Origin of the sequence: Gilliamella bombi (assembly GCF_900103255.1) — a bacterium.
In the GTDB taxonomy this organism is placed as follows: domain Bacteria; phylum Pseudomonadota; class Gammaproteobacteria; order Enterobacterales; family Orbaceae; genus Gilliamella; species Gilliamella bombi.
In genome coordinates this window covers 48,716-71,801 of sequence record NZ_FMWS01000042.1, presented here as the reverse complement: position 1 = coordinate 71,801, position 23,086 = coordinate 48,716, and the positions used below count along the sequence as shown (strand labels likewise).

Below are 23,086 nucleotides of genomic sequence, written 5' to 3'. Positions count from 1 at the left end.
AAAATTCTAAAACCAATTTTTTTAACCTTTCAATGTGGCTAGATTAAAATACCTAATATTGGGGGTCACTTTTTGTTTTAGGTATACGTTTAGGTATACGATTCGATTTTTAAAAGTTAATCTTCCAGTATTTTCAGTGTGTTTATCTATATGATTCTGTTTCCCTTGGCCCACCAATCAATATTCTGCAAGATTCTTTAAAACCCACTTAAAGTATATAAAATTCTCGAAGTATTTGTTAGCAGATGCATGACCAAAATTTTTAGTTATATTATTGTGTTATTCAGTGGTTATCAATGAAAAACAAAATTGATTTAATAAATAAAAAAAATCAATTAATTATTGAATATTTCCAAATATTAAACTCAATTCTATTAAAAGTGCACAATCAATTTTGTATATATAAATATAGTGCAACGATGACATCTACTAAGTGATACTTTTGTGCATAATCTAATAGTGATAGGATATAAAAAGTTAAATAAACAAAAGGTATAAAATCGTGACTTATAAACCTACCCAAGCGCCAAACAAATGTGAGAATATGAACCACATTCGTGCCGAAATAGATCAGATTGACCATTCCATAATTAAATTGCTTGCTACACGCTTTGAATACGTCAAAGCTGCCAGTAAGTTCAAGAAAAATACCACTGACGTACAAGCCAAAGAACGTTTTGACAGTATGCTAGAGCAACGAAAACAATGGTCGAATGAATTAGGACTTAATGGCGAAATCATCAAAGATCTATATGCAAATCTAGTACGATATTTTATCGATGAAGAATTGAAATATTTCAAAAACAAAGAAAATAAAAACAGAGATTTCATTAAAAATATTTAGATAAGATATTGATTTTATGTTATCTTTAAAGATATGAATGATCTCATAAGAAGTAGGTGACATGGCTTATGCAACTAAACAGCAGTTATTAGATGAAATAAACAAAACGGCCAAGTTGTTTATTGATGAGTTTACAGTTTTGTCTGAATCACAAAAAGACACCTTAGTGGAGGGTGTTGATCGTACTCCAGCACAAATGATTGCTTATCAACTAGGTTGGCTTAATTTGGTGAAATCTTGGGATGATGATGAGCTTGCTGGTCAAACACCTGAATTACCGGCCCCTGGATACAAATGGAATCAATTGGGTAATTTGTATCGGCAATTTTATAAAACATATCAATACCTATCATTACAGGCATTAATTCAAGCATTTAATCAGCAAATCACCATTTGGAATGATTGGATTCAATCTTTGAACGAAGACACTTTGTTTATAAAAGATAGCCGTAATTGGACTAAACCTTATCCTGAATCTTGGACTGTTGCTCGATTTATCCATATCAATTCTGTGGCGCCTTTTAAATCGTTTAGAGCAAAAATAAGAAAGTGGAAAAAGCTAAATGCATCAGTTTAAAATTATATTCAATATAATGTAAGGAGAATAATATGGCCTTTACAGAAACAGAACGACAGCAGTTGATGGAGCTTAAATTCGTGGGTACCAAAATTATTGAAAGGCTTGAAGATATGAAGTTCGATTCTTTCGATAAATTGCGTAATGCTAGTTTAGATGAAATCCTTAACGAAGGTGCATTATTAACAGGTTCAACTTGTTGGAAAAACAGTCATCAAGCAAGAACGGCAATAAGTAATATTTTGAGTTTAGTCAACAATACGTAATATCCCTTTTTATGAGCAGCGAGTACATCCAACTTTTCAATTGAATAATGATAGTCAATTTTTTGATTTTTAATCTATTTTTAAGATATTTATACTGAAACGTATAGTTACCTGAAACTTTTTTACAAAAACTGTAAAGTTTTGCCGACAATGTCGGCAAAGCACGAATTAAGCAAAGCCTTTCAAACCAACTACATGCACATGTTCTTGGTTATTGATAACTTTACGTACGAGTTTATAGGTTGTTCCTTTTTCAGGACTGATGTTTTCTGGAGCAGCAATGATTAATTGCATTTCTAATCGTTCACAAAGTTCAAATAGTGTTGCAATTGATTTGGCATCTAGTCGAGCTGCTTCATCTAAGAATAGTAGACGACATGGCAAAATATCTTTATTCCGAAGTCGCTTGGATTCTTCTTCCCAACTTTGAATCACCATAAGTAAAATTGACATACCTGTACCAATTGCCTCACCCGTCGATAATGCACCGCTTTCAGCACGTAACCAACCATCTGCACCTCGATTCACCTCAACATCCATTTCAAGATAATTTCGATAATCTAGCAGTTCTTCACCAATATTTTGAGCAGTTCGTTGTCCCATATCAATATGTGGATTTAAACGTTGATAGAGTTTAGCTAACGCTTCTGAGAAGGTAATACGATTATTACTAAATAGATCTTGATGTTCATTTTGCTCATCGGCAAGTGCAGCTAAAAGAGTTGAATGAGCTTCGCGAACATTGACATTTAAACGCACGCCATTCACTTGACCAAATGCCACTGCTTGTAATCCTTGGTTAAGCATACGAATACGATTTTGTTCGCGCTGTATGGTTTTACGAATAATATTCGATACACTCTTCGAGCTAATTGCCAGTTGCTGTTCACGCGAAGTGAGTTCTTCTGTTAAGCGTGACAATTCAATTTCCATCTGTTCAATGGCTTCAATTGGATCGTCAGTTTTAACAATATCTTGGCGAATTCGTTCACGCAAATGTGCGTAAACAGCGATATAGAATTGGATTTTACGTTCTGGGCGTTTTGGATCTTCTGATAGTCTTAATACATCCCGTAAATGTTCATTGTCATTAACAGCTAAACGTAAGGAACCTAATGCTTTATCTGACATTGAGCGCAATTCATCAGCACTTAAATAAGCAAGTTCACGTCGATGTAAACGCCGTTCCACACTATTTTCTTTAACAAGCCTTAAGACTAAACACCAACCCGCTTTGGCTTGCACTACCTGTTCGCGTAGTTGCTTATAATCTCGCAATGTTTGAGTTAGTCGTTTTTGCAATTGTGTCATTTCGCTTTCGCACATAATGAGTTGCTTTTCAAGCGATGTACAATGTTGACGATTATTATTTAATTTTTGATGGATTTCATCACGACGTAATCGAGCACGTTCTTCAGTGATCGCATCGGCTTTTACCCCAATTTGTTCAATTTCTTTTTGTAGCTCATGCAACATATCTCGCTTAGTTTCAAATGCACTTTTAAGCGAAGCTAGCGTTTGGTTATATTGATTGTATTTGTCTTGATACTGTTGCATCTGACTGCGAGCTTCTGTTCTTTGAGTTTCGACGACTTCTAATCGAGAACGTAATTTTTCATTTAAATCACTATTTTCATTTAACATACCTGCCGAGTCTTCATAGCTAAAGTGTGCACGACGTTGCATTACTTCAGTTAAGGCAAAAACTTGTTGGCGGATAGTCTGTTGTTGTGCTTTAACTGTATTGTATTGTTCTCGTAAAACCTCATTTTGTTCAGGATCACTTTGTAAAACAGCTAAAATTGGTTCAAGCTCAGAAACTGTATTACGATTACGGCTAACATATTGCGCAGATTCTTGTGCTTGTGCAACTTGTTCACGTAAATCGTCAACCCTATCGGCCAGATCATCATCAGCCAATAAATGCATTTGCGCAACCAAGCGATTTATGGTTGCTAATTGTTCTTTGCAATTAGTAACTTGTTGCTGATTTTGTTTATCAATACTTTCCTGAGACGATAATTGTCGTTCAATTTCAGTGCGTCTTGTCGTTAATTTTTGCGCTTCAGCTTCAGGATCGATATCAAAAGCAACTCCTAAATGTTGACCAATAAATTGCCCAACATTTTGTTCAATTCGTTGTAATTTTTGTAAATCAAATGAGATAGTTGCATAGCGTTCATGTAATTCATCACGTTCGGCAGATAATTTTTCAAGGTGAATCTCACGAGCAGCACGACCAAATAGTGGTACTTTAGGGAAGCTTGAGAATCGCCATTGACGATCCCCCGTTTTGACAAGTACCGCTTTATTCATCTCCTCACAATCAAAAACACTATCATCAAATGATGAAGGATCACCTTCGATAAAATAGATATCTTCAGGGTAATCTTCATCACTTGCGGTAAGGTTTTCTAATTGCTGTTTAACTAATGATAAATCTGGTACAACAATAGCTTGTCTTGATGGACCATATAATGCAGAAAAGTAAGGTGCATCATCAATTGTTACATCTTCATAAATTTCAGAAAGTAATACACCATTAAATCGTTCTGCTAACGAAGACAAACGTCCATCATCGACACCACTAGGTTGATTTAGTTGCTCAATTTGAACATCTAATTGGTTGCGTCTAAAACTAATTTGGTCTCGCTCAGTAACAAGTATTCGCTCTTTTTCTAGCAGTTTTTGCATATGTTGAGTGACATCTTGACTGTTATTAAACTGTTCGCTAGTTTGTTCTTGTAAAGCGATTAATGCATCTTGTGCTTTCAACCATAATGGAGCTTTTTGACGATAATCAGCTATTTTTAATTGAATTTGTTCAAGCTCTTGCCTAAATTCGATACGTTTTTCGCTAGATTCATTAGCTCGTTCGGCTGTTTCGTCTAATTGCAATTCAAGTTCTTGCTTTAAATCATCTAGTTCATCGTAATTAACTTGGCGTTCAATACGTTTACAAAATTGTGTTAATAACGATTCTGCTTCTTTTTGTTCAAAAAATCGTTGTTCTAGCTCATCTAGTTGTAGCTGTAAATGCTCGGCTTGTTCTGCTTGGTAACATTGTGATGGCCATTGTCTTAATGCTTCTTTAGCTGCCGCAAAAGCGTCACTTCGGGTAACATCGCCGACTAATTTAATCACTAATTGATAAGCACGGTCAAACTGATTAATTGCCGCATCAGATACACTTAATTTTTGCTCAAGTTCAAGAACTTGTTCCGTGATCTCTTTTTGCTTTTCTTCAAACAATTCATAGTGATTTTCAATATTACTAATACCTAATTTTGGTAACTGGCATAATGACTGAGCATTTTTTAACGCCTGTAAGGCCTGTTGGTATTGAATTGCACGTGTTTGTTGAACATCAAGAGCCTGTTGATAATCAGCTAATTGAGTCTTGATTTCGTCAACTTCTTGTTCTGTTTGTTCTACTTGCTCACGATAGGTTTGGTACTGTTCATTCGCTTCAAGTACCACTTCGTTTTGTTCTTCTAACTTTAAGTTTAAATCATCTAAATCTGCTTGATAACGGTCGATTTTTTCCTGTTGACGTAATGCAGTTTGCGCTAAATTGAGGTGATCATTAGCAGCCTGTAAATCGGTTTCCAAATCATTTTGCGCATCTTGATATTCTTTAAGTTCTTTTGCCATTTCAACTTGGCGGTATTGATTGCTTATAAGCAGATCTTGCGTTTTAAACATGTCATGACGCAGGCCAAGTACTGATTCTATATGGACTCGGCGTTCATTATTATGGCGCATATAATCAGCTGCCACATAATTAGTTGACTCAGTAATTAAGTGTTTAAATAAGTCACGATCTGATTGAGTTACTCGAATAGCTTCTAACGTCATCCGATTCTCGCGTAATGCGGCTTCCATATCTTGGAAAGCTTTTCGCACACCACTATTTTCTGGTAATAAATAATCACGTAGGGAACGAGTAATAGCACTTGAGATACCACCATAAAGTGAGGCCTCAATCAAACGGTAATATTTACTTCTATCGGATGGAGAGCGTAAGCGTTTTGGTAAAATACCAAAATCAAACATAACCGAATGATAATCAGTAATTGAGTTAAATTGTTTAAAGATAATGCCTTCCATTGATTCGGCTTTATCTTTTAACTCTGGTAACGATAAAATTCGCGCTTGTTTATCATTTAAACGCTCCGTAACCCACTCTGTTGGGCTTACACTGATAGATAATCCTTGCAATAAAAAAGGCTTGATATCGACTTTTTTGTCTCGCCCTGCTACTTGTTGCAAACGTACACCACAAATAATTCTTTGATTCCGTGAGTTAATTACGTCCAGCATAGAATAACAGACGCCTGGTTTTAATTTACCATGCAAGCCTTTATCTCGTGAGCCTGATGTGGCTCCAGCTTCGGTTGTATTTCTAAAGTGTAATAAAGTTAAGTCAGGTATTAATGCAGTTACAAATGCCGCCATGGTAGTTGATTTACCAGCACCATTACCACCAGATAATGTCGTAACTAATTGGTCAAGCTCAAAAGTTCGTGCAAAAAAACCATTCCAGTTAATTAGCGTTAATGAGTGAAATTTACCGTGTCCAATCATGATTATTCAGTCTCCTCATTAACATCTTCATCTTGTTCTTCATTATTATCATCTAAAATAAGTGCTGATTCGATTTTAATTGCTTCGCCATCTCGAATTAGGCGTAATTGCGCTTCTTGTGCGTCATCACTACTTCGTACATCCGCACCAAAACGGAAAATTGATTCGTTAATGCGAAAACGGCTACTGTCATTACCAACAATAAAAAAAATCATGCCTAGCCGGCGTAGGCGATTTAACGCTGTTTTCACTTTATCAAATAGTTTTTGGCGATCTAAATCTGAACCTGTTGAACGTTGGTTTACTAATTTGAGTAACTTACTCTCATCGGCTAATGAAACCAGTTCATCAAACAATTCTTGTAAGGTAAAAATCCCCTCATGCGCTAATCTCTCGGGACTCAAATACAAATAACAAAGTACTTTGCCAACAAGCATATCAAGTTCCGATAATACTGAACGAGGAATCAATGTTGTTGAGCGAGGACGAAGATAGAAAAATCCTTCAGGCGCACGGATTAGCTCAACATTATAACGTTGATAAAATTGTTCAAGCTCAAGTTGGAAATCCATTAGAAAAGCATGATGATCAAGTTCATCAATACCAATATGACGGCCAGAGCGTAGTAAACTATCCAGTTCTGGAAAGATCGGATTAGCAATTGCTTGGGCCAACTTAACGGGCATATATTTATCGATAGAAGCCTGAGAACTAGCGACTATGCGCCCCATAACTTCATCTAGATGATGTGCAGTTTGTTGTGTTTCGAAATCGTTAGTATCTGTTGATGACATGTGCTTGTACCTTAGCTCCATAATCGTTAATAGGTTTCCATTCGGCAGGAATTCCAAGCCAATCATCTTCAGCAATACCGAGACGAATAGCCTGATCAATAAATAATCTCGCTATATCAAAATGTTGTTCGCGTGGGAACTGAGCCAAATAGTTATGAATGGTAGCGCCCATATCAAGTGGTTTATTTTCTTGCTTAAATACCATTAAATTTTGTTCAATATGAGCAACAATATGTTCTTGAATCTCTTCAATCATTTCAAATTCAAGTTCCGACGGTAATTCCCCAGTTACTTCAGCATCATGTAGTGCCAATTCTTCATCACGCATATCTAGTAAGCGATCGGCATTAGCAAAAGTGAGTGACCAAGGCAAATCAAAGTATCCTTGAATCGATTTTCGTAAGCGTTGTGAAAACACACGATTTTTATCTAGATCAATAGCAGTACGAATAAATTTATGAACATGGCGATCATAACCGATCCAAAGGTCAATCGCTTTTTGCCCCCAACCAATAATGCGATCTAGTTTACCTTGGAGATCCATAACTACATTGTTGATTTTATCGAGTTCTGGATTATCAAGCGTCGCATCTTGTATTAAAAGTAAACTGGCTTGTAATTTATCACCTGCAGCAGCCAAAGTATCTTGTAACTCCCGCAATGTTTGTGATGTTTCAGTCAGCAACCCTTCACAACTGCTAATTGCTGCTTGCCAATCTTGACTTAATAGGGCAGAAATATTTTGTTTAACATCAGCTTGTTGTTCATCCATCACTCGTTGTGTGATATCGATACTATCAAAAATTTCAGCGACTGAATATTTTAATGGAGCAAAGACATTTCGATGCCAATGTAAATCATCACCACCTTCGATGGCTGCATCTGCAGCTCGTTTTAACTCTTGCGCAACAATAGATAACTGAATGGATAAACGCAGCGTTGAGAATTCACGTTGGCGAATATAATAATCAGAAATACCTATACCTAACGGAGTTAAACGATAAATCGAGAAACCGTCTGTCATTTCACTTGCAAAACGTGTGATTAAGCGTTGGCGTACCAAATCATTGATAGCATTATTGGCTCGCAATGTAATAGTGTCTTCACTCTGCTCGAAAATTTGTGAAACATGCCTAAAAGCATCAATTAATTCAGATTCCGTCATTTCACCGTCAAAACGTTCGCTATTTAATACGGCAATAGCTAATAAAAAAGCTAACCTTTCCACAGGCAAAGCGATCGAAAAATCATTCTTTTTTGCCCAAGAGACCAGTTCTGGCACTGATTGGGAAAAATCAATCATAAAAAATCCTTAATTCAAGGAGAACAAAATCGAATCATGCCTTAAAGTTTACACTTCAAGGTAGACACAAAAATAACGCCAATTATATAACAATATAGAGTAAATTTGTAATGGAATTCAATGAAAGCATTAAAACTGTTTTATTTAAATTATAGCTATTTCGATATAGCCTTATAATAATATTAATTAATAAATATTACTCAAATAATTTAAAAATCTTATTTCTTGAATAAAAAATAGATTCACTACTCGCACAGAACCCTATTTATGCTAAAATCAACTTACATACAATAAACTAACATAAGGACGTAACGAAATGCATATCGGTATACCTAAAGAACGGTTAGCCAATGAAGCTAGAGTTGCAGCGACTCCTTTAACTGTTGGACAACTGTTAAAACTGGGTTTTACAGTTTCCGTAGAACAAGGCGCTGGCCATGCTGCTCATTATGAAGACCAAGCTTTTATTGATGCTGGGGCTACAATTCAAAACACACAAGATGTTTGGCAAAATGATTTAATTTTGAAGTTTCATGCGCCAAGCGATGACGAAATTTCTTTAATGAAAGAGGGTTCAACCCTTATTAGCTATATTTATCCAGCTCAACATAAAGAGCTATTAGAAAAATTAGCCACCAAAAATATTACTGTAATGGCTATGGATTGTGTACCACGTATTTCACGTGCACAATCTCTAGATGCATTAAGCTCAATGTCTAATATTGCTGGTTATCGTTCAGTTATTGAAGCAGCAAATCAATTTGGTCGATTCTTTACAGGGCAAGTTACTGCTGCTGGTAAAGTACCGCCAGCTAAAATATTAGTTATTGGAGCAGGTGTTGCAGGCCTAGCAGCAATTGGTGCTGCAGTAAGTTTGGGTGCAATTGTTCGTGCTTTTGATACTCGCCCTGAAGTTGCCGAACAAATTAACAGCATGGGCGCTGACTTTTTAGAGTTAGATTTTGAAGAAGAAGCAGGTTCTGGTGACGGTTATGCTAAACAGATGTCAGCGGCCTTTATTGAAGCTGAAATGGCACTGTTTGCAGAACAAGCTAAAGATGTTGATATCATCATAACAACTGCACTAATTCCAGGTAAACCAGCTCCAAAACTCATTTCGAAAGAAATGGTTGAATCAATGAAACCGGGTAGTGTTATTGTTGATTTGGCTGCGCTAACTGGTGGTAACTGTGAATTAACTAAACCAGGTGAAATTTTCGAAACAGATAACAATGTTAAAATTGTAGGTTATACTGATTTAGCTAATCGTATGCCAGCACAAGCATCACAGCTTTATGGTACTAACATTGTTAACCTATTAAAACTGCTTGCTAAAGAAAAAGGCGGTAATATTGATATCAATTTTGAAGATGTTGTAATTCGTGGTGTAACTGTGGTTAAAGATAAAGAAATCACTTGGCCAGCACCACCGATTCAAGTATCTGCTCAACCTCAGAAAAAAGCAGCAGAGCCAATTGTTAAACCAGAACCAAAGCCAATGGATCCTCGCAAAAAATATGGTATTTTAGCTTTAGTTCTCATTGCTTTCTTCTGGCTTGCAAACTCCGTTCCTGAAAGCTTTTTAGGGCATTTTACTGTATTTGCATTATCTTGCGTTGTTGGTTACTACGTTGTATGGAATGTTACACATTCTTTGCATACACCACTAATGTCGGTAACTAATGCAATTTCTGGAATTATATTGGTCGGAGCAATATTACAAGTCAGTGATGATAATGGCTTAACTACGGCAATTGCTTTTGTTGCTATTTTGATTGCTAGTATTAATATTTTTGGTGGATTCTTTGTTACTCAAAGAATGCTGAAAATGTTCCAACGTGGCAAGTAAAGGAGAGCATACATTATGAGTAATGGAATCATTCAAGCAGCCTATGTTATTGCTGCATTACTTTTTATCTTTAGTTTACGAGGTCTTTCCAACCAAGAATCTGCCAAATCTGGTAATATTTACGGTATGATTGGTATGGTAATCGCACTTATTGCAGCAGTTGCAAGTATTAAAGGCGGATTACACTGGATAGTTATTGCAATGATTATTGGTGCTGTAATTGGTTTATATTTGGCTAAAAAAGTTGAAATGACTCAAATGCCAGAGCTTGTTGCACTACTTCATAGCTTTGTTGGAATGGCTGCTGTTCTAGTTGGCTTAAACAGTTATTTAGATCCACACATTCAAAATTTTCAAGGTGGTGAGTTAACTGTACATTTAGTAGAGATTTTTGTTGGTGTCTTTATCGGCGCAGTAACCTTCTCCGGCTCTGTTGTCGCATTTGGTAAATTAAATGGACGCATTAGCTCAAAACCATTATCAATTCCAAATAAACATTATTGGAATCTAGCAGCAATTGTTGTTTCTATCATTTTAATGTTTACTTTTGTTGAAGTAAAAAGTGGCGCTGGTGCAACAATTAGTTTGTTGATCATGGCAATTATTGCATTCGTGTTTGGTTTCCATCTTGTTGCTTCAATTGGTGGTGCTGACATGCCTGTTGTTATTTCAATGCTAAATTCTTATTCAGGTTGGGCAGCAGCAGCGGCAGGCTTTATGTTAGGCAATGATCTATTAATTGTAACAGGCGCATTAGTTGGTTCATCAGGCGCAATTCTTTCATATATTATGTGTAAAGCGATGAACCGCTCATTTATTAGTGTTATTGCTGGCGGTTTCGGTAGCGATGGTAGCGCAGCTAGTTCATCAGATGAAGAACAAGGTGAATACCGTGAAATGCAACCAGCTGAAGTTGCACAAACTTTAAAAGAAGCTCGCTCAGTTATTATTGTCCCTGGGTATGGTATGGCAGTTGCTCAAGCTCAAGGTGCAGTAAGTAATATTACTGAAAGACTACGTGGTATGGGTATAGAAGTTCGTTTTGGTATTCACCCAGTAGCAGGACGTTTACCTGGGCATATGAATGTATTATTAGCCGAAGCAAAAGTCCCTTATGATATTGTATTAGAAATGGATGAAATCAACGATGACTTCCCTGATACTGATGTGGTTTGGGTAATTGGAGCTAACGATACAGTCAACCCAGCGGCAGAAGAAGATCCAAATAGCCCAATAGCAGGCATGCCTGTTCTTGAAGTTTGGAAAGCAAAAACGGTTGTTATTTCTAAACGCTCAATGAATACTGGTTATGCAGGTGTACAAAACCCACTATTCTTTAAAGAAAATAGCTATATGTTATTTGGTGATGCTAAAGATAGTGTTGAAAAAGTACTACAAAACCTTTAATGATTAATTCATTCAATATACTGCGGCTTCTGTCGCAGTATATTTCTAAAATAGGCACTTAATTTAAATTCGCCTTAGCTAAAAAATCGATTATTTGATCCGTTATTTCACAGCCTTTGTGCTACTTTCACCATCTTTACAAATGATATCTTCTCCTTTTGCTCTAAGATATCTATAGCGCCTGATTTACAAATTTGCATGAAATTAAAATGCATTGCATTAGGTGTAGGAAAATGCCGAGTTGTTTACGCCTCATGATTAAATTAATTCCTATTCAACAATGTTTCTCTTTTTTTAATGTTATAGTATAAATAACAAACAACACAATAAATAGTAATAATCAGTAACTAGTAAATATTTTTATTGAAAATAATTAATTGCTAAACAGCATGAAACTTTAATATTACGACCAAATTAGGATTTTGAGATGAGGCATAACGATTAATGACTATCTTTTTTGATTTGTTCTTTATGGTATAGATAATAAGCTCCACGAGATACCATTCGTAGTTGAAAAATGAGATCTTCAATTAATTTTTCACGCTGCACCAAATCAAAATCAATCGCTTCTGCACCAGCATTAAATGCAATAGTGACCATCGCTTCAGCTTGAGCTTCATTATAATGGTGAGGCATCTGGTTAGCATTATCAAGATAATCCACAAGTTCGACAATAAAGTGTTGAATTTCACGGGCAATAGCAGATCGAAAAGCGGCTGACGTCCCCGCTTTTTCACGAAGAAGTAATAAAAAGACCTTCGGATTCTTATCAATAAATTCAATAAATGTGGTCACCGATGTCCGTAATACACTACCACCTTTTTCAATACGCTTACGTGCTTGTCGCAATAATTGACGAAGCGTTAAACCGCTTTCATCAACCATGGCTAAACCCAACTCATCCATATCACGAAAATGACGATAAAATGAAGTAGCAGCGATTCCAGCTTCACGCGCTACTTCTCGCAAACTTAAACTTGTAAAACCTTGCTCAGCATTAAGTTGATTAAATGCTGTTTCAATTAAAGTACGGCGAGTTCTTTCTTTTTGTTGAGCACGAACACCACCGGTCTTGATATTTTTCATTTGATAGCTCAGTTATAATATTTTCGATTTACTACCTATCTCTAAATTGATTTGTTTAATAATCGTTCTTTCTCAGCAAATACTTTGGGCATATGCTCTCGGATTGTTTTAGCTATTGTTTCATAACGGGAACGTAATGGTGAACCAGGACGATAAATAAGAGCAATGCTGCGTACAGGTACAGGATCAGTACAAGGAATATAGCAAATATTATCACGAATTCGCTCGTTAGGTATAGCAAGTTCAGGAAATAAAGTAATACCGCGACTAGCAGAAATCATACTCCGAAGCGTTTCAAGACTAGTAGCTTTAAATTGTTTATCTTCATCAACTCCAACTTGAAAACAGTATCCCATTGCATGATCTCGTAAACAGTGACCATCTTCTAACATTAAGAATTTTTTACCTTTTAAGCTGGAAAGTTTAACTGTCTTTTTACTAGCTAATTCATCAGTAGCAGGAACAGTTAAAAACATAGGTTCATCAAATAAAGGTAGTTCAATAAATTGTGCTGTTTCTTTGACTTGTGCAATGATTGCGCAATCAAGCTTGCCGCTTTCGAGTTGAGCAACAATATTGGCAGTTTGTGCTTCGTGCAAGTAAAGTTCCAACTGAGGAAAAAAGTCATGTAAAACTGTAATGACATGAGGTAAAAGATAAGGTGCTATAGTAGGGATCAATCCTATATGCATTGGTCCAGACATTTCTTCGCCTTGACGGCTAGCCATTTCTTTTAAAATTTGGATATTACGCAAAATCTCTTTGGCTTGTTCAACTAGCATCATACCAGTTTGAGTAAATAGTACTTTGCGACTTGTGCGCTCTAATAACATTACGCCTAATTCATCTTCTAATTTTCTAATTTGACCACTGAGAGTTGGTTGACTCACATTGCAAGCATCAGCAGCTTTGCGGAAATGGCGAAATTCAGCTAACGAAACAAAATATTCCAAATCACGAATGTTCATAATGTCCCCAATAAATTATCAGTTAATGATATATACTCAGAAAACTTCTATTATGTAATAGTTATAACAAATAACATTAAAAGCGCTTTATAATTTATTAAATTATAAAGCGTTTATAAATCATATTTTGTGATACAAATAAGTAAAAAGAAGTTCTGAGTACAGTTTTATTCCATCTTAATTAGCTAATTAAATACACTAATTAGAGTAAAACAAAGTTTATTTTTTTTATTAGATGTTGTTAATATTACTATACGAGACACTATTGTTGATAATTATGTTTAAAAAAATCAAATAGAATATTTAAGTCATCTAAAAAAATACAATTTTATTGAACGAAAAAATACCAATTCCAAGAAAAATGGAAACTTATTAGCAATTACTATATAATTGCGCGCTATATTATTATGAAGCAAAAAAACTTTTTGAGGTGCACCATTTTTAAACAAGTTTCACGCTTTTATCGAAAGTTTTTTCACAATGAAGACGAACAAAAAGCTAGCTATGTGTCCATTCCTCGTAATGAACATAATATATCTCGTAAAGAGATTAGTGAAAACGCATTAAAAGTCCTTTATCGATTAAATAAACAAGGGTACGAAGCCTATCTAGTCGGGGGATGTATCAGAGATCTTATCTTAGGTAAAACACCAAAGGATTTCGATATCACAACGAATGCTACGCCAGAACAAATTCAGAAAATTTTCCGTAACTGTCGCTTAGTAGGAAGACGATTTCGTCTTGCTCATATTATATTTGGGAAAGAAATTATTGAAGTTGCAACATTCCGCGGTGAGCACGATTCTCAAAAAGGACAAACCAATATATCTAAACGTTCGCAGTCAGGTATGCTATTACGTGATAATGTCTACGGAACCATTGAGCAAGATGCTATCCGTCGGGATTTCACTATGAATGCACTTTACTATAATGTAAATGATTTTACTTTACGTGATTATTGCGGAGGATTAGAAGATTTACAAAAAGGCATTATTCGATTAATTGGTGATCCGCAAACACGTTATCGAGAAGATCCTGTTAGAATGCTAAGGACAGTCCGTTTTGCCGCAAAACTGAATATGAAAATTGAACTAGCTACTGCTAAGCCAATTAAACAGCTTGCATCATTATTAAGAAACGTACCTTCAGCACGACTTTTTGATGAGTCCATTAAATTATTACAAACTGGGAATGGTTACAAAACTTATAAGTTACTAAGAGAGTATGGCCTTTTTGAACAACTATTTCCTGTTATTGAGCATCTATTTGCTAACAATCCAAACAGTTATTTAGAGAAAATCATCGAACAAGTTTTAAAAAATACTGATTATCGCATTGCCAACAATAAGCGAATTAATCCAGCATTTTTGTTTGCAGCCTTTTTCTGGTATCCAATAATTGAACAAACACAAGCAACGTGTATCGAAAGTGGTTTGCCATTTCATGATTCGTTTTCGATGGCAATTAACGAAGTACTAAGTGAACAATGTAAAAGTATTGCTATACCTAGACGTTTAACGACCATAATGGGTGATATTTGGCGTTTACAGCTACGAATGAAAAAACGGAATGGTAAACGTGCGTTTGCCATTTTAGAACATCCTAAGTTTAGAGCTGCTTATGACCTTTTAGAAATGCGAGCCTCAATCGAAAAAGGAGAGCTCTTGCAGTTAGCTAGGTGGTGGGATGAGTTTCAAAATACTTCAGCCGAAAAAAGAATAGCAATGGTAAAACAGCTTAATAAAATAAATAAACGCATAGGGAAACGTTAATTTTTAATTCGCACTTTTATAAATAACCGCTATAATGCTGCAATTAAAATAATCAAAATAGCTTTATAATCATTGATGAAAAATTTAACGCCTTCTCTTATTGCTATAGCCGTTACTCTTTTTTTGTATAATAGCTCTAGTTATGCTTTAGATTTACCTAAAACCGTTGTAAGCAATAATCCTCAATGCCTTATAGACGTTCCTAGGTTTGATCGCCCTTTAGTTAATGGAGATATAGATACTTTACCCGTAAATGCTGAAGCTAATCAACTTGAAGCAATCTACCCTAATATTGCTATATATAAAGGTGAAGTATTAATAGAACAAGGCAACCGAACGGTTCAAGCAGACAAAGTAACAATTGATACTCAAGATAGTAATAATAGAATAGTAACATTAGAAGGTGATATTACTTATCAAGATAATTTAATAAAAATGAAAGGCGATAAAGCATCAATGAATCTAAATAACAATGATGCAGATATGATCCCAAGTGAGTATCATCTTGTCAATAGGCTTGGTCGCGGTAATGCAGATAAAATGCAACTTGAAAAAAATCGTTATGTTATTTTAAAAAAAGGTAGTTTTACATCTTGTCCTATTAATGACAGCACATGGGATATTAAAGGAACGACCGTTATTCATGACAACGAGGAGCAATTTCTAGAGGTCTGGAACGCTGTATTTAGTATTGGTAAAGTGCCTGTTCTATACTCGCCTTATTTACAATTACCAACTGGTAATAAACGCCGTTCAGGATTATTAATGCCTAATTTCGGCTATGACAGTATCGATGGCATTGATTTTTCAATACCTGTTTATTGGAATATTGCACCAAATTATGATGCAACCTTTACCCCAAGAGTATTAGAAAAACGAGGTCTACAATTGCAAACAGAATTTCGTTATTTAAACGAAATAGGTTTAGGTACACTTGCATTTGACTGGCTTCAACACGATACTAAATATAATGAAGATAGAGACAATCGTTTTAATGGTAACAATTATGACGACAATCGTCACCGTTGGTTATTTCATTGGAAAAATGATGAATTAATTAACTATAATTGGCGCTTTTATGCAGATACAACTCGAGTTAGTGACAATCAGTATCTTACAAACTTAAGTTCTAAATACGCCTCCCAAACTGCAGGATATTTAACGCAGTATTATAAAATTGCTTATAATGATGAAAATTGGGATATTATGTTAGGCTATCGACACTTTCAACCATTCCATTCAGAATTAAAAAACTCGCTTTATCAAACTCAACCACAATTGGATATGAATTATTATAATAATGATTTGGGGCCATTCAAATTTAGAGTATTCTCTCAAGTATCTCGCTTCTTGACGTCTGGAAAAAGTAAACCTAAGGCATGGCGAGCACATTTTGAACCAACGCTTAATTATACTTTATCCAATTCTTGGTCATTATTAACCACTGAAACTGGGATTATGGCAACTCATTATAATCAAGATAATATCAATAAAAATATTGAACAATATAAATATTTAGATAAAAAGGTAAATCGCTTTTTGCCTAAGTTTAGCATTGATGGTAAAGTCATCTTCGAGCGTGATGTTCCATTTATTAATGGCTATACGCAAACCTTAGAGCCTCGAGTAAAATATATCTATATTCCCTATCGAAACCAATCTAATATTAGCGACTATGATTCCACTATATTACAGTCAGATTATATTGGTCTATTTAGAGATCAACCATATAGTGGTTTAGATAGGATTGCTTCAACCAATAAAATATCAACTGGTGTAACAACTCGATTTTATGATAATAACAAGGTTGAAAAATTTAACTTATCTATTGGGCAAATTACTTATTTCACCAAATCAAAAACGAGTGAACACAATAATGATTTAGATGAAAACTCCGATACAGGCAGTATTACTTGGGCATCGGATAACTTTTGGCGTATAAGTAATGATATAATCTTTAGAAGTGGCGTTCAGTATGATACTCGAATTGATACAATATCATTAGCCAATGCAATATTTGAATACCGGCCAACTGGCGATAAGTTAATCCAATTATCATACCGATATGCAAACCGTAACTATATTGATACTGTCGATAAGAATCCATTTTATAGAGGCTATAGACAAGATATTTCACAGGCAGGAATGATGACCGCTTGGCCATTATCGCAAACATTCAATGCTGTTGGTTCATATTATTATGACGTTAAATTAGAACAAACTACAGATGGTTCTATCGGATTGAATTATAGTGATTGTTGTTGGGGAACAACAGTACAATATGGTAGAAAATTGACGGACTGGGATAATACTTCTCGCAAAAGTAAATATGAAAATAAACTATCGATTAACTTCGAATTAAAAGGATTGGGTAGCAACCGAGATACCAAAGCTAAAATGCTTAATTTCGGTAAACTACCGTATAATACAGCATTTGAATAAAATATTTTTGTAACTATAAGATTACCAATAAATTTATTACTAGCTGTCTATGCTGAAAAACAAAATGAGTTAAGTGAATATGAAATTATTAAAACTATTAATAGCATTAAATCTAAGCATAACTTTAGGAATTATAACTCCGTTATCTGCTAATGCAGCTCCGAAAGTTGTAGAACAAGTTGCTGCGGTTGTTAATAACAATGTCATTTTAGAAAGTGATGTTAATGATATGTTAAAAACGATTAAAGCTAGCTCAGATCCTAAAAATCTACCTAATGATAAAATACTTAGACAACAAATTATTGAACGTTTAATTATTGAAAATTTAATTTTACAAAAAGCAGCTAAAGCTAAAATTACAGTTAGTGATGACGAGGTAACTGATGCTATTAATAGAATTGCAGCAGAAAATGGTATGAGCATCGACCAACTTAGAAGTAGACTTTCGATGATGAGAATAAGTTATGGTGCCTATCGTGAAAGAATTCACAATGATATGCTAATAGATAAGACTCGAATGCATGAAGTTAGATCAAGAGTCAGAATTTCAGAAAAAGAAATAGAAAATTTAGCAAAAAATATTGCTCGTCAACCAACCAATAATATTGATGTAAAAATAAGCCATATTTTGATTTCTGTTCCAGAAAAAGCATCAAAACAACAAATTGATAATGCAACAAATAAAGCACGAGATATCATTAATCGAGCTCAAAAAGGGGAAAGTTTTGCTAAATTAGCCACTTCATATTCAAACGATGATTTTGCATTAAAAGGTGGTAGTATGGGGTGGCGTAAACTTAATGAATTACCTACTATCTTTGAAGAGCGATTAGTACGAGCTACAAAAGGTAGTATTATTGGACCTATCCGTTCTGGGGTTGGTCTACATATTCTAAAAGTTGATGATACTCGTTCAGAAGCACCAAGAACCTTCACAATTGAAGAGGTAAATGCGCGCCATATACTGATTAAAACAAATGTATTAGTCACCGACCAAATTGCAAAACAAAAGCTAAGTGATATCCGTAAATCAATTACTAGTGGAGCCACAACTTTTGAAGCAGCAGCTAAAGCTAACTCTGAAGATACAGGCTCGGCAAGTAAAGGGGGCAACTTAGGTTGGAATCGTCCTGAAATTTATGATAATAGCTTTAGGACTGCTCTGATTCAGTTAAAAAAAGGAGAAATTAGCCAACCAATAAAATCAGCCTACGGTTGGCACTTAATCCAATTAATTGATAAAAGAAAAGCTGATGGAACAAATGCAATGAATAAAGATCAAGCTTATCGACTCATTTTTAATCGTAAATTTTCTGAAGAAGCCCAAGTATGGATTCAAGAAATAAAAGGCGACGCTTATATTAAAATTACAGGTGAAGATAAACATGAATAACCGTGTTCACCAAGGGCATTTTGCCCGTAAAAGATTCGGGCAAAATTTTTTACATGATGATTACATTATCGAAAGTATTGTTTCAGCTATACAACCTAAAAAAGATCAAGCACTAGTCGAAATCGGTCCTGGTCTTGCGGCATTAACAATACCTATCAGTAAACATATTGATAATTTGACTGTTATAGAGATAGATAGAGATCTAGCTAATAGATTAATTGAAAATCCATTTTTAAATAATAAATTAACGGTTATTGAACAAGATGCCCTGACCTTTGACTTTAATCAGTTAGCCGCTCAATTAGGTAAACCATTAAGAGTATTTGGTAACTTACCTTATAATATCTCGACACCGTTAATGTTTCATTTATTTGAACATACAAATATCATCACTGACATGCATTTTATGCTACAAAAAGAAGTGGTAACTCGATTAGTTGCATCGCCTAACAGTAAACATTATGGTAGATTGAGCGTTATGGCTCAATATTATTGTCAGATTATTCCTGTTCTTGAAGTACCACCAACATCATTTAAACCTGCTCCAAAAGTTGACTCTGCTGTTGTTAAATTAATACCTTATAAAGAAAAGCCTTATCTTGTTAATGATATAAAAATACTTTCTCGCGTAACTACAGAGGCATTTAACCAACGACGTAAAACTATCCGTAACAGTTTAAGTAACTTGTTTACTGTTGAACAATTAACTGAATTAAATATTGATCCTAATTTACGTGCCGAAAACTTAACAGTACAGCAATACTGTCAACTTGCAAATTCATGGAGTTAACAGGAATGGCAAACTTACTTATTGGTGATATTCATGGTTGTTATGATGAGTTTATGCGTTTACTTGAAAAAGCAAAATTCTCATCATCGGATATTTTATGGTTAACAGGAGATCTAGTTGCTAGAGGTCCAAAATCATTAGAAGTTCTAAGATTTGTTAAACATAATACTAACCAAATTCGATTGGTATTAGGTAATCATGACCTACATTTATTATCAATTTATGCCAATGTTACCCCTTCTAAAAAGAAGGATAATCTTGATGAAATTATTCGTGCACCAGATTTTGGTGAATTAATGGAATGGCTACGTAGACAGCCATTGGTCCAAATTGACGAATCATTAAAGTTAATTATGACCCACGCTGGCATTTCACCACAATGGGATATCGAAACACTAAAAAAATGTGCTCATGATCTGAATGTTATGTTATCTAGTGATTCCTATATCCTATTCCTTGATAAAATGTATGGCAACTTTCCGGATGAATGGTTTCCTGAACTACAAGGATTAGATAGATTGCGTTATATTGCTAATGCATTAACTCGTATGCGTTTTTGTTATGAAGATGGTCGATTAGATTTTTATTACAAAAAATCACCTGAGCAAGCACCTTCGAAACTTAAACCTTGGTTTTTATTACCAAGCAAAATTCCAAACGAGTATGCAGTTGCCTTTGGCCACTGGGCTGCATTAAATGGAAAAGGTACACCAGATAATGTTTATGCACTCGATACAGGATGTTGTTGGGGGGGGAAATTAACGTGCTTACGATTTGAAGATAAAAAATACTTTAAAAAGAAAAATATTGAAGTAAAAAATTAGATAAACTATCTATGAAAGGATCATTTATTATGTCTGCTTTATCTGTCATTAAATCAATATGGAAAGTGATTAACTTAATAAGAGAAATATTTCTTAATCTAATATTTCTAATTATTATTATTTTAATCTTTAGTGTCATCGCATTAGTCCAAGAAACACAAAAAAAAGAAATTATTCCACAATATGGAGCATTGGTGTTGGATATTGAAGGAGTAATTGTTGACAATACATTATACGGTGATGAAATTTATGCTTTACAAAGCAAAATCTACGGTAAGAAAGTAAACACTTCTCGTGAAAATAGTTTATTTGAATTAACTCAAAAAATAGCTCAAGCCACAGCAGATCCAAAGATTACAAGTATGGTTCTTAAATTAGATCATTTTGTCGGTGCTGATGTGAGTTCGCTACAGTATATTGGTAAATATTTAACCAAATTTAGTAAGGCGAATAAACCAATTTATGCTTATGGTTCTAACTTCAATCAAAGCCAATATTATTTAGCCAGCTATGCTGATAAAATATATTTAACACCACTTGGCTCAGTTAATGTATATGGTCTAGCGGCCAACAATCTATACTATAAAACTTTGCTTGATAATTTAAAAATTAACACACATGTTTTTAGAGTAGGAACTTATAAGTCAGCCATCGAACCATTTATTCGTGATGACATGTCAGAAGAAGCAAAAAGCAATACGACACGTTGGTTAACACTTATGTGGAACAATTATCTTCAAGACATTTCAACACAACGGAAAAAGGCCGATACTCAATTGGTTCCAACTCCAGAGGCTATGTTGACCAATTTAAAAGAGGCTAATGGTAATATGGCTCAATATGCTATGTCTAATGGATTGGTCGATGAAATTGCATCTAATTACCAATTTGAATCTGAGCTTAATAAGCAGCATCAAATCAGCATTTATGATTATCAACTTAAGTCAAAAGATACAAATTTAGATAGCGATAACGGAAGCAATAAACCACTAATTGCGGTTGTATTTGTAAATGGCACTATTACCGATGGTGAAAATAGTAGTAATATCGCTGGTAGTCGAGACATTGTTGAACAATTGAGAAATATCCGTATAAACTTAAATAAACATAACACACAAGCAATAGTATTGCGAGTAAATAGCCCAGGAGGAAGTGTGGATGCGTCAGAAGCAATTCGTAGTGAATTAGAAGTATTACGTGATTACCAGATTCCTGTTGTTATCTCTATGGGAGGAATGGCTGCATCGGGTGGATACTGGATATCAACTGCATCGGATTACATAGTTGCAAGCCCAAATACAATTACTGGCTCTATTGGTATCTTCGGTATTATTCCAACATTCGAAAAATCTTTATCTCATATTGGTGTTTATAGCGATGGTGTAACTACCTCTCCATTAGCAAGTAATAACTTTGCGCAAGATCTACCAACCGAAATGAACCAACTAATTCAATTAAATATTGATAATGGCTATCAAACATTTATTTCGTTAGTAGCAAAAGCACGAAATATGACAACCGAACAAGTCGATAAAATTGGACAAGGACAAGTTTGGTTAGGTTCAGAAGCAAGTAAGATTGGACTTGTTGATAAATTAGGTGACTTTGATGATGCGATTGAAACAGCTGCAACATTAGCTAATTTAACTGATTATGAAATTGACTGGCAAAAACCAAAAGGAAATTGGTTTAATGCATTTTATTCAGATATGATAGCCATGTTACCTAAATCAACGGCAGAAATATTTTTTGAACAACTTCCTGCAGCAAAACAACTTCAACAGCATGTTTCTTTATGGAATAAGTTTAATGATCCACAAAATCGCTATATTTATTGCTTAAATTGTGCTGATGTTCGTTAATATACTTTTGCTTATTATCTGCCACTGTTGTGGCAGATAATAATTTCTTTCTCACTCTAATTTATAATTTGAGGAAAAACGTGAGTTGTTTTACTGCACGATTAAAATAATCTTCTAAACTACTTATAGGCAGTTGCTTAAAATCTGGTTTTATCTCTTTCAAATTATTAAATATTTGCTTATTATATGGTATCTTGATTAAAGGATATATACGTTTTTTGCCTTCTAATTCATTTGAAGGCAAGTTGGTTTAGTATATTTTTGATTGATAAGATGACTATTACAAAATCTAACAAATGAAATACTGTGAATTTTCAATTAA

The 23,086-nt window shown here is 34.7% G+C and carries 16 protein-coding genes; 11 read left to right on the top strand and 5 right to left on the bottom strand.

From position 1 onward, the window contains the following. The first annotated feature begins 502 nt into the window (after window positions 1-502). The 3 genes from B9N71_RS08735 (at window position 503) to B9N71_RS08725 (ending at window position 1,687) form a co-directional block, all read left to right on the top strand. Window positions 503-844, top strand: coding sequence for a chorismate mutase (locus B9N71_RS08735; protein WP_202983932.1), 342 nt, complete (start codon window positions 503-505; stop codon window positions 842-844). 61 nt (window positions 845-905) lie between these two features. Further along, window positions 906-1,421 carry a ClbS/DfsB family four-helix bundle protein gene (locus tag B9N71_RS08730; RefSeq protein WP_065590310.1) on the top strand — a complete coding sequence of 172 codons (516 nt, stop codon included), beginning with the start codon at window positions 906-908 and terminating at the stop codon, window positions 1,419-1,421. Between the two features lie 32 nt (window positions 1,422-1,453). After that, on the top strand, window positions 1,454-1,687 hold the full coding sequence (locus B9N71_RS08725; RefSeq protein WP_085165567.1) for a Pathogenicity locus: 234 nt from the start codon (window positions 1,454-1,456) through the stop codon (window positions 1,685-1,687). A 168-nt stretch (window positions 1,688-1,855) separates the two neighbouring features. Here B9N71_RS08725 and mukB read toward each other — a convergent pair whose 3' ends face one another. Genes mukB through mukF form a run of 3 tightly spaced genes read right to left on the bottom strand, consistent with a single transcriptional unit; the run spans window position 1,856 to window position 8,371 of the window. Next, entirely contained in the window at window positions 1,856-6,274 is a 4,419-nt protein-coding gene (mukB, locus tag B9N71_RS08720; RefSeq protein ID WP_085165565.1) for a chromosome partition protein MukB, read from the bottom strand. Between the two features lie 2 nt (window positions 6,275-6,276). Next, window positions 6,277-7,005, bottom strand: a complete 729-nt coding sequence (mukE, locus tag B9N71_RS08715; RefSeq protein ID WP_081299322.1) for a chromosome partition protein MukE — start codon at window positions 7,003-7,005, stop codon at window positions 6,277-6,279. Window positions 7,006-7,048: 43 nt separating this feature from the next. After that, the gene (gene mukF, locus B9N71_RS08710; RefSeq protein ID WP_085165563.1) at window positions 7,049-8,371 is read right to left on the bottom strand and encodes a chromosome partition protein MukF; all 1,323 of its coding nucleotides are present in this window, start codon (window positions 8,369-8,371) and stop codon (window positions 7,049-7,051) included. A 316-nt stretch (window positions 8,372-8,687) separates the two neighbouring features. Between mukF and pntA the strand changes: the two genes are divergently transcribed. Beyond that, the gene (gene pntA / locus B9N71_RS08705; RefSeq protein ID WP_085165561.1) at window positions 8,688-10,220 is read left to right on the top strand and encodes a Re/Si-specific NAD(P)(+) transhydrogenase subunit alpha; all 1,533 of its coding nucleotides are present in this window, start codon (window positions 8,688-8,690) and stop codon (window positions 10,218-10,220) included. Between the two features lie 15 nt (window positions 10,221-10,235). After that, window positions 10,236-11,627 carry a Re/Si-specific NAD(P)(+) transhydrogenase subunit beta gene (gene pntB, locus B9N71_RS08700; protein WP_065610230.1) on the top strand — a complete coding sequence of 464 codons (1,392 nt, stop codon included), beginning with the start codon at window positions 10,236-10,238 and terminating at the stop codon, window positions 11,625-11,627. 441 nt (window positions 11,628-12,068) lie between these two features. Here the strand turns inward: pntB and fabR are convergent, their stop codons facing one another. Together fabR and oxyR are read right to left on the bottom strand one after the other, a co-directional pair. Beyond that, a complete protein-coding gene (gene fabR / locus B9N71_RS08695; protein ID WP_065626638.1) occupies window positions 12,069-12,713 on the bottom strand; it encodes an HTH-type transcriptional repressor FabR in 645 nt (214 codons plus the stop codon). A 41-nt stretch (window positions 12,714-12,754) separates the two neighbouring features. Then, window positions 12,755-13,681, bottom strand: coding sequence for a DNA-binding transcriptional regulator OxyR (oxyR, locus tag B9N71_RS08690; RefSeq protein WP_085165558.1), 927 nt, complete (start codon window positions 13,679-13,681; stop codon window positions 12,755-12,757). Window positions 13,682-14,088: 407 nt separating this feature from the next. Here oxyR and pcnB point away from each other — a divergent pair, with 407 nt between their 5' ends. From pcnB to sppA, 6 genes are all read left to right on the top strand, one after another. Beyond that, window positions 14,089-15,453, top strand: coding sequence for a polynucleotide adenylyltransferase PcnB (gene pcnB / locus B9N71_RS08685; RefSeq protein WP_085165556.1), 1,365 nt, complete (start codon window positions 14,089-14,091; stop codon window positions 15,451-15,453). Window positions 15,454-15,528: 75 nt separating this feature from the next. Then, window positions 15,529-17,895, top strand: coding sequence for an LPS assembly protein LptD (lptD, locus tag B9N71_RS08680; RefSeq protein ID WP_085165554.1), 2,367 nt, complete (start codon window positions 15,529-15,531; stop codon window positions 17,893-17,895). Between the two features lie 79 nt (window positions 17,896-17,974). Further along, window positions 17,975-19,288, top strand: a complete 1,314-nt coding sequence (surA, locus tag B9N71_RS08675; protein ID WP_085165552.1) for a peptidylprolyl isomerase SurA — start codon at window positions 17,975-17,977, stop codon at window positions 19,286-19,288. After that, window positions 19,281-20,078 carry a 16S rRNA (adenine(1518)-N(6)/adenine(1519)-N(6))-dimethyltransferase RsmA gene (gene rsmA / locus B9N71_RS08670; protein ID WP_085165550.1) on the top strand — a complete coding sequence of 266 codons (798 nt, stop codon included), beginning with the start codon at window positions 19,281-19,283 and terminating at the stop codon, window positions 20,076-20,078. Before surA ends, rsmA begins: the two co-directional genes overlap by 8 nt. Before the next feature lie 5 nt (window positions 20,079-20,083). Continuing rightward, window positions 20,084-20,902 (top strand): bis(5'-nucleosyl)-tetraphosphatase (symmetrical) ApaH, encoded by an 819-nt coding sequence (gene apaH / locus B9N71_RS08665; RefSeq protein WP_065590370.1) that lies wholly within the window; start codon window positions 20,084-20,086, stop codon window positions 20,900-20,902. A 29-nt stretch (window positions 20,903-20,931) separates the two neighbouring features. Then, entirely contained in the window at window positions 20,932-22,764 is a 1,833-nt protein-coding gene (gene sppA / locus B9N71_RS08660; RefSeq protein ID WP_143422097.1) for a signal peptide peptidase SppA, read from the top strand. Window positions 22,765-23,086: the final 322 nt, after the last annotated feature.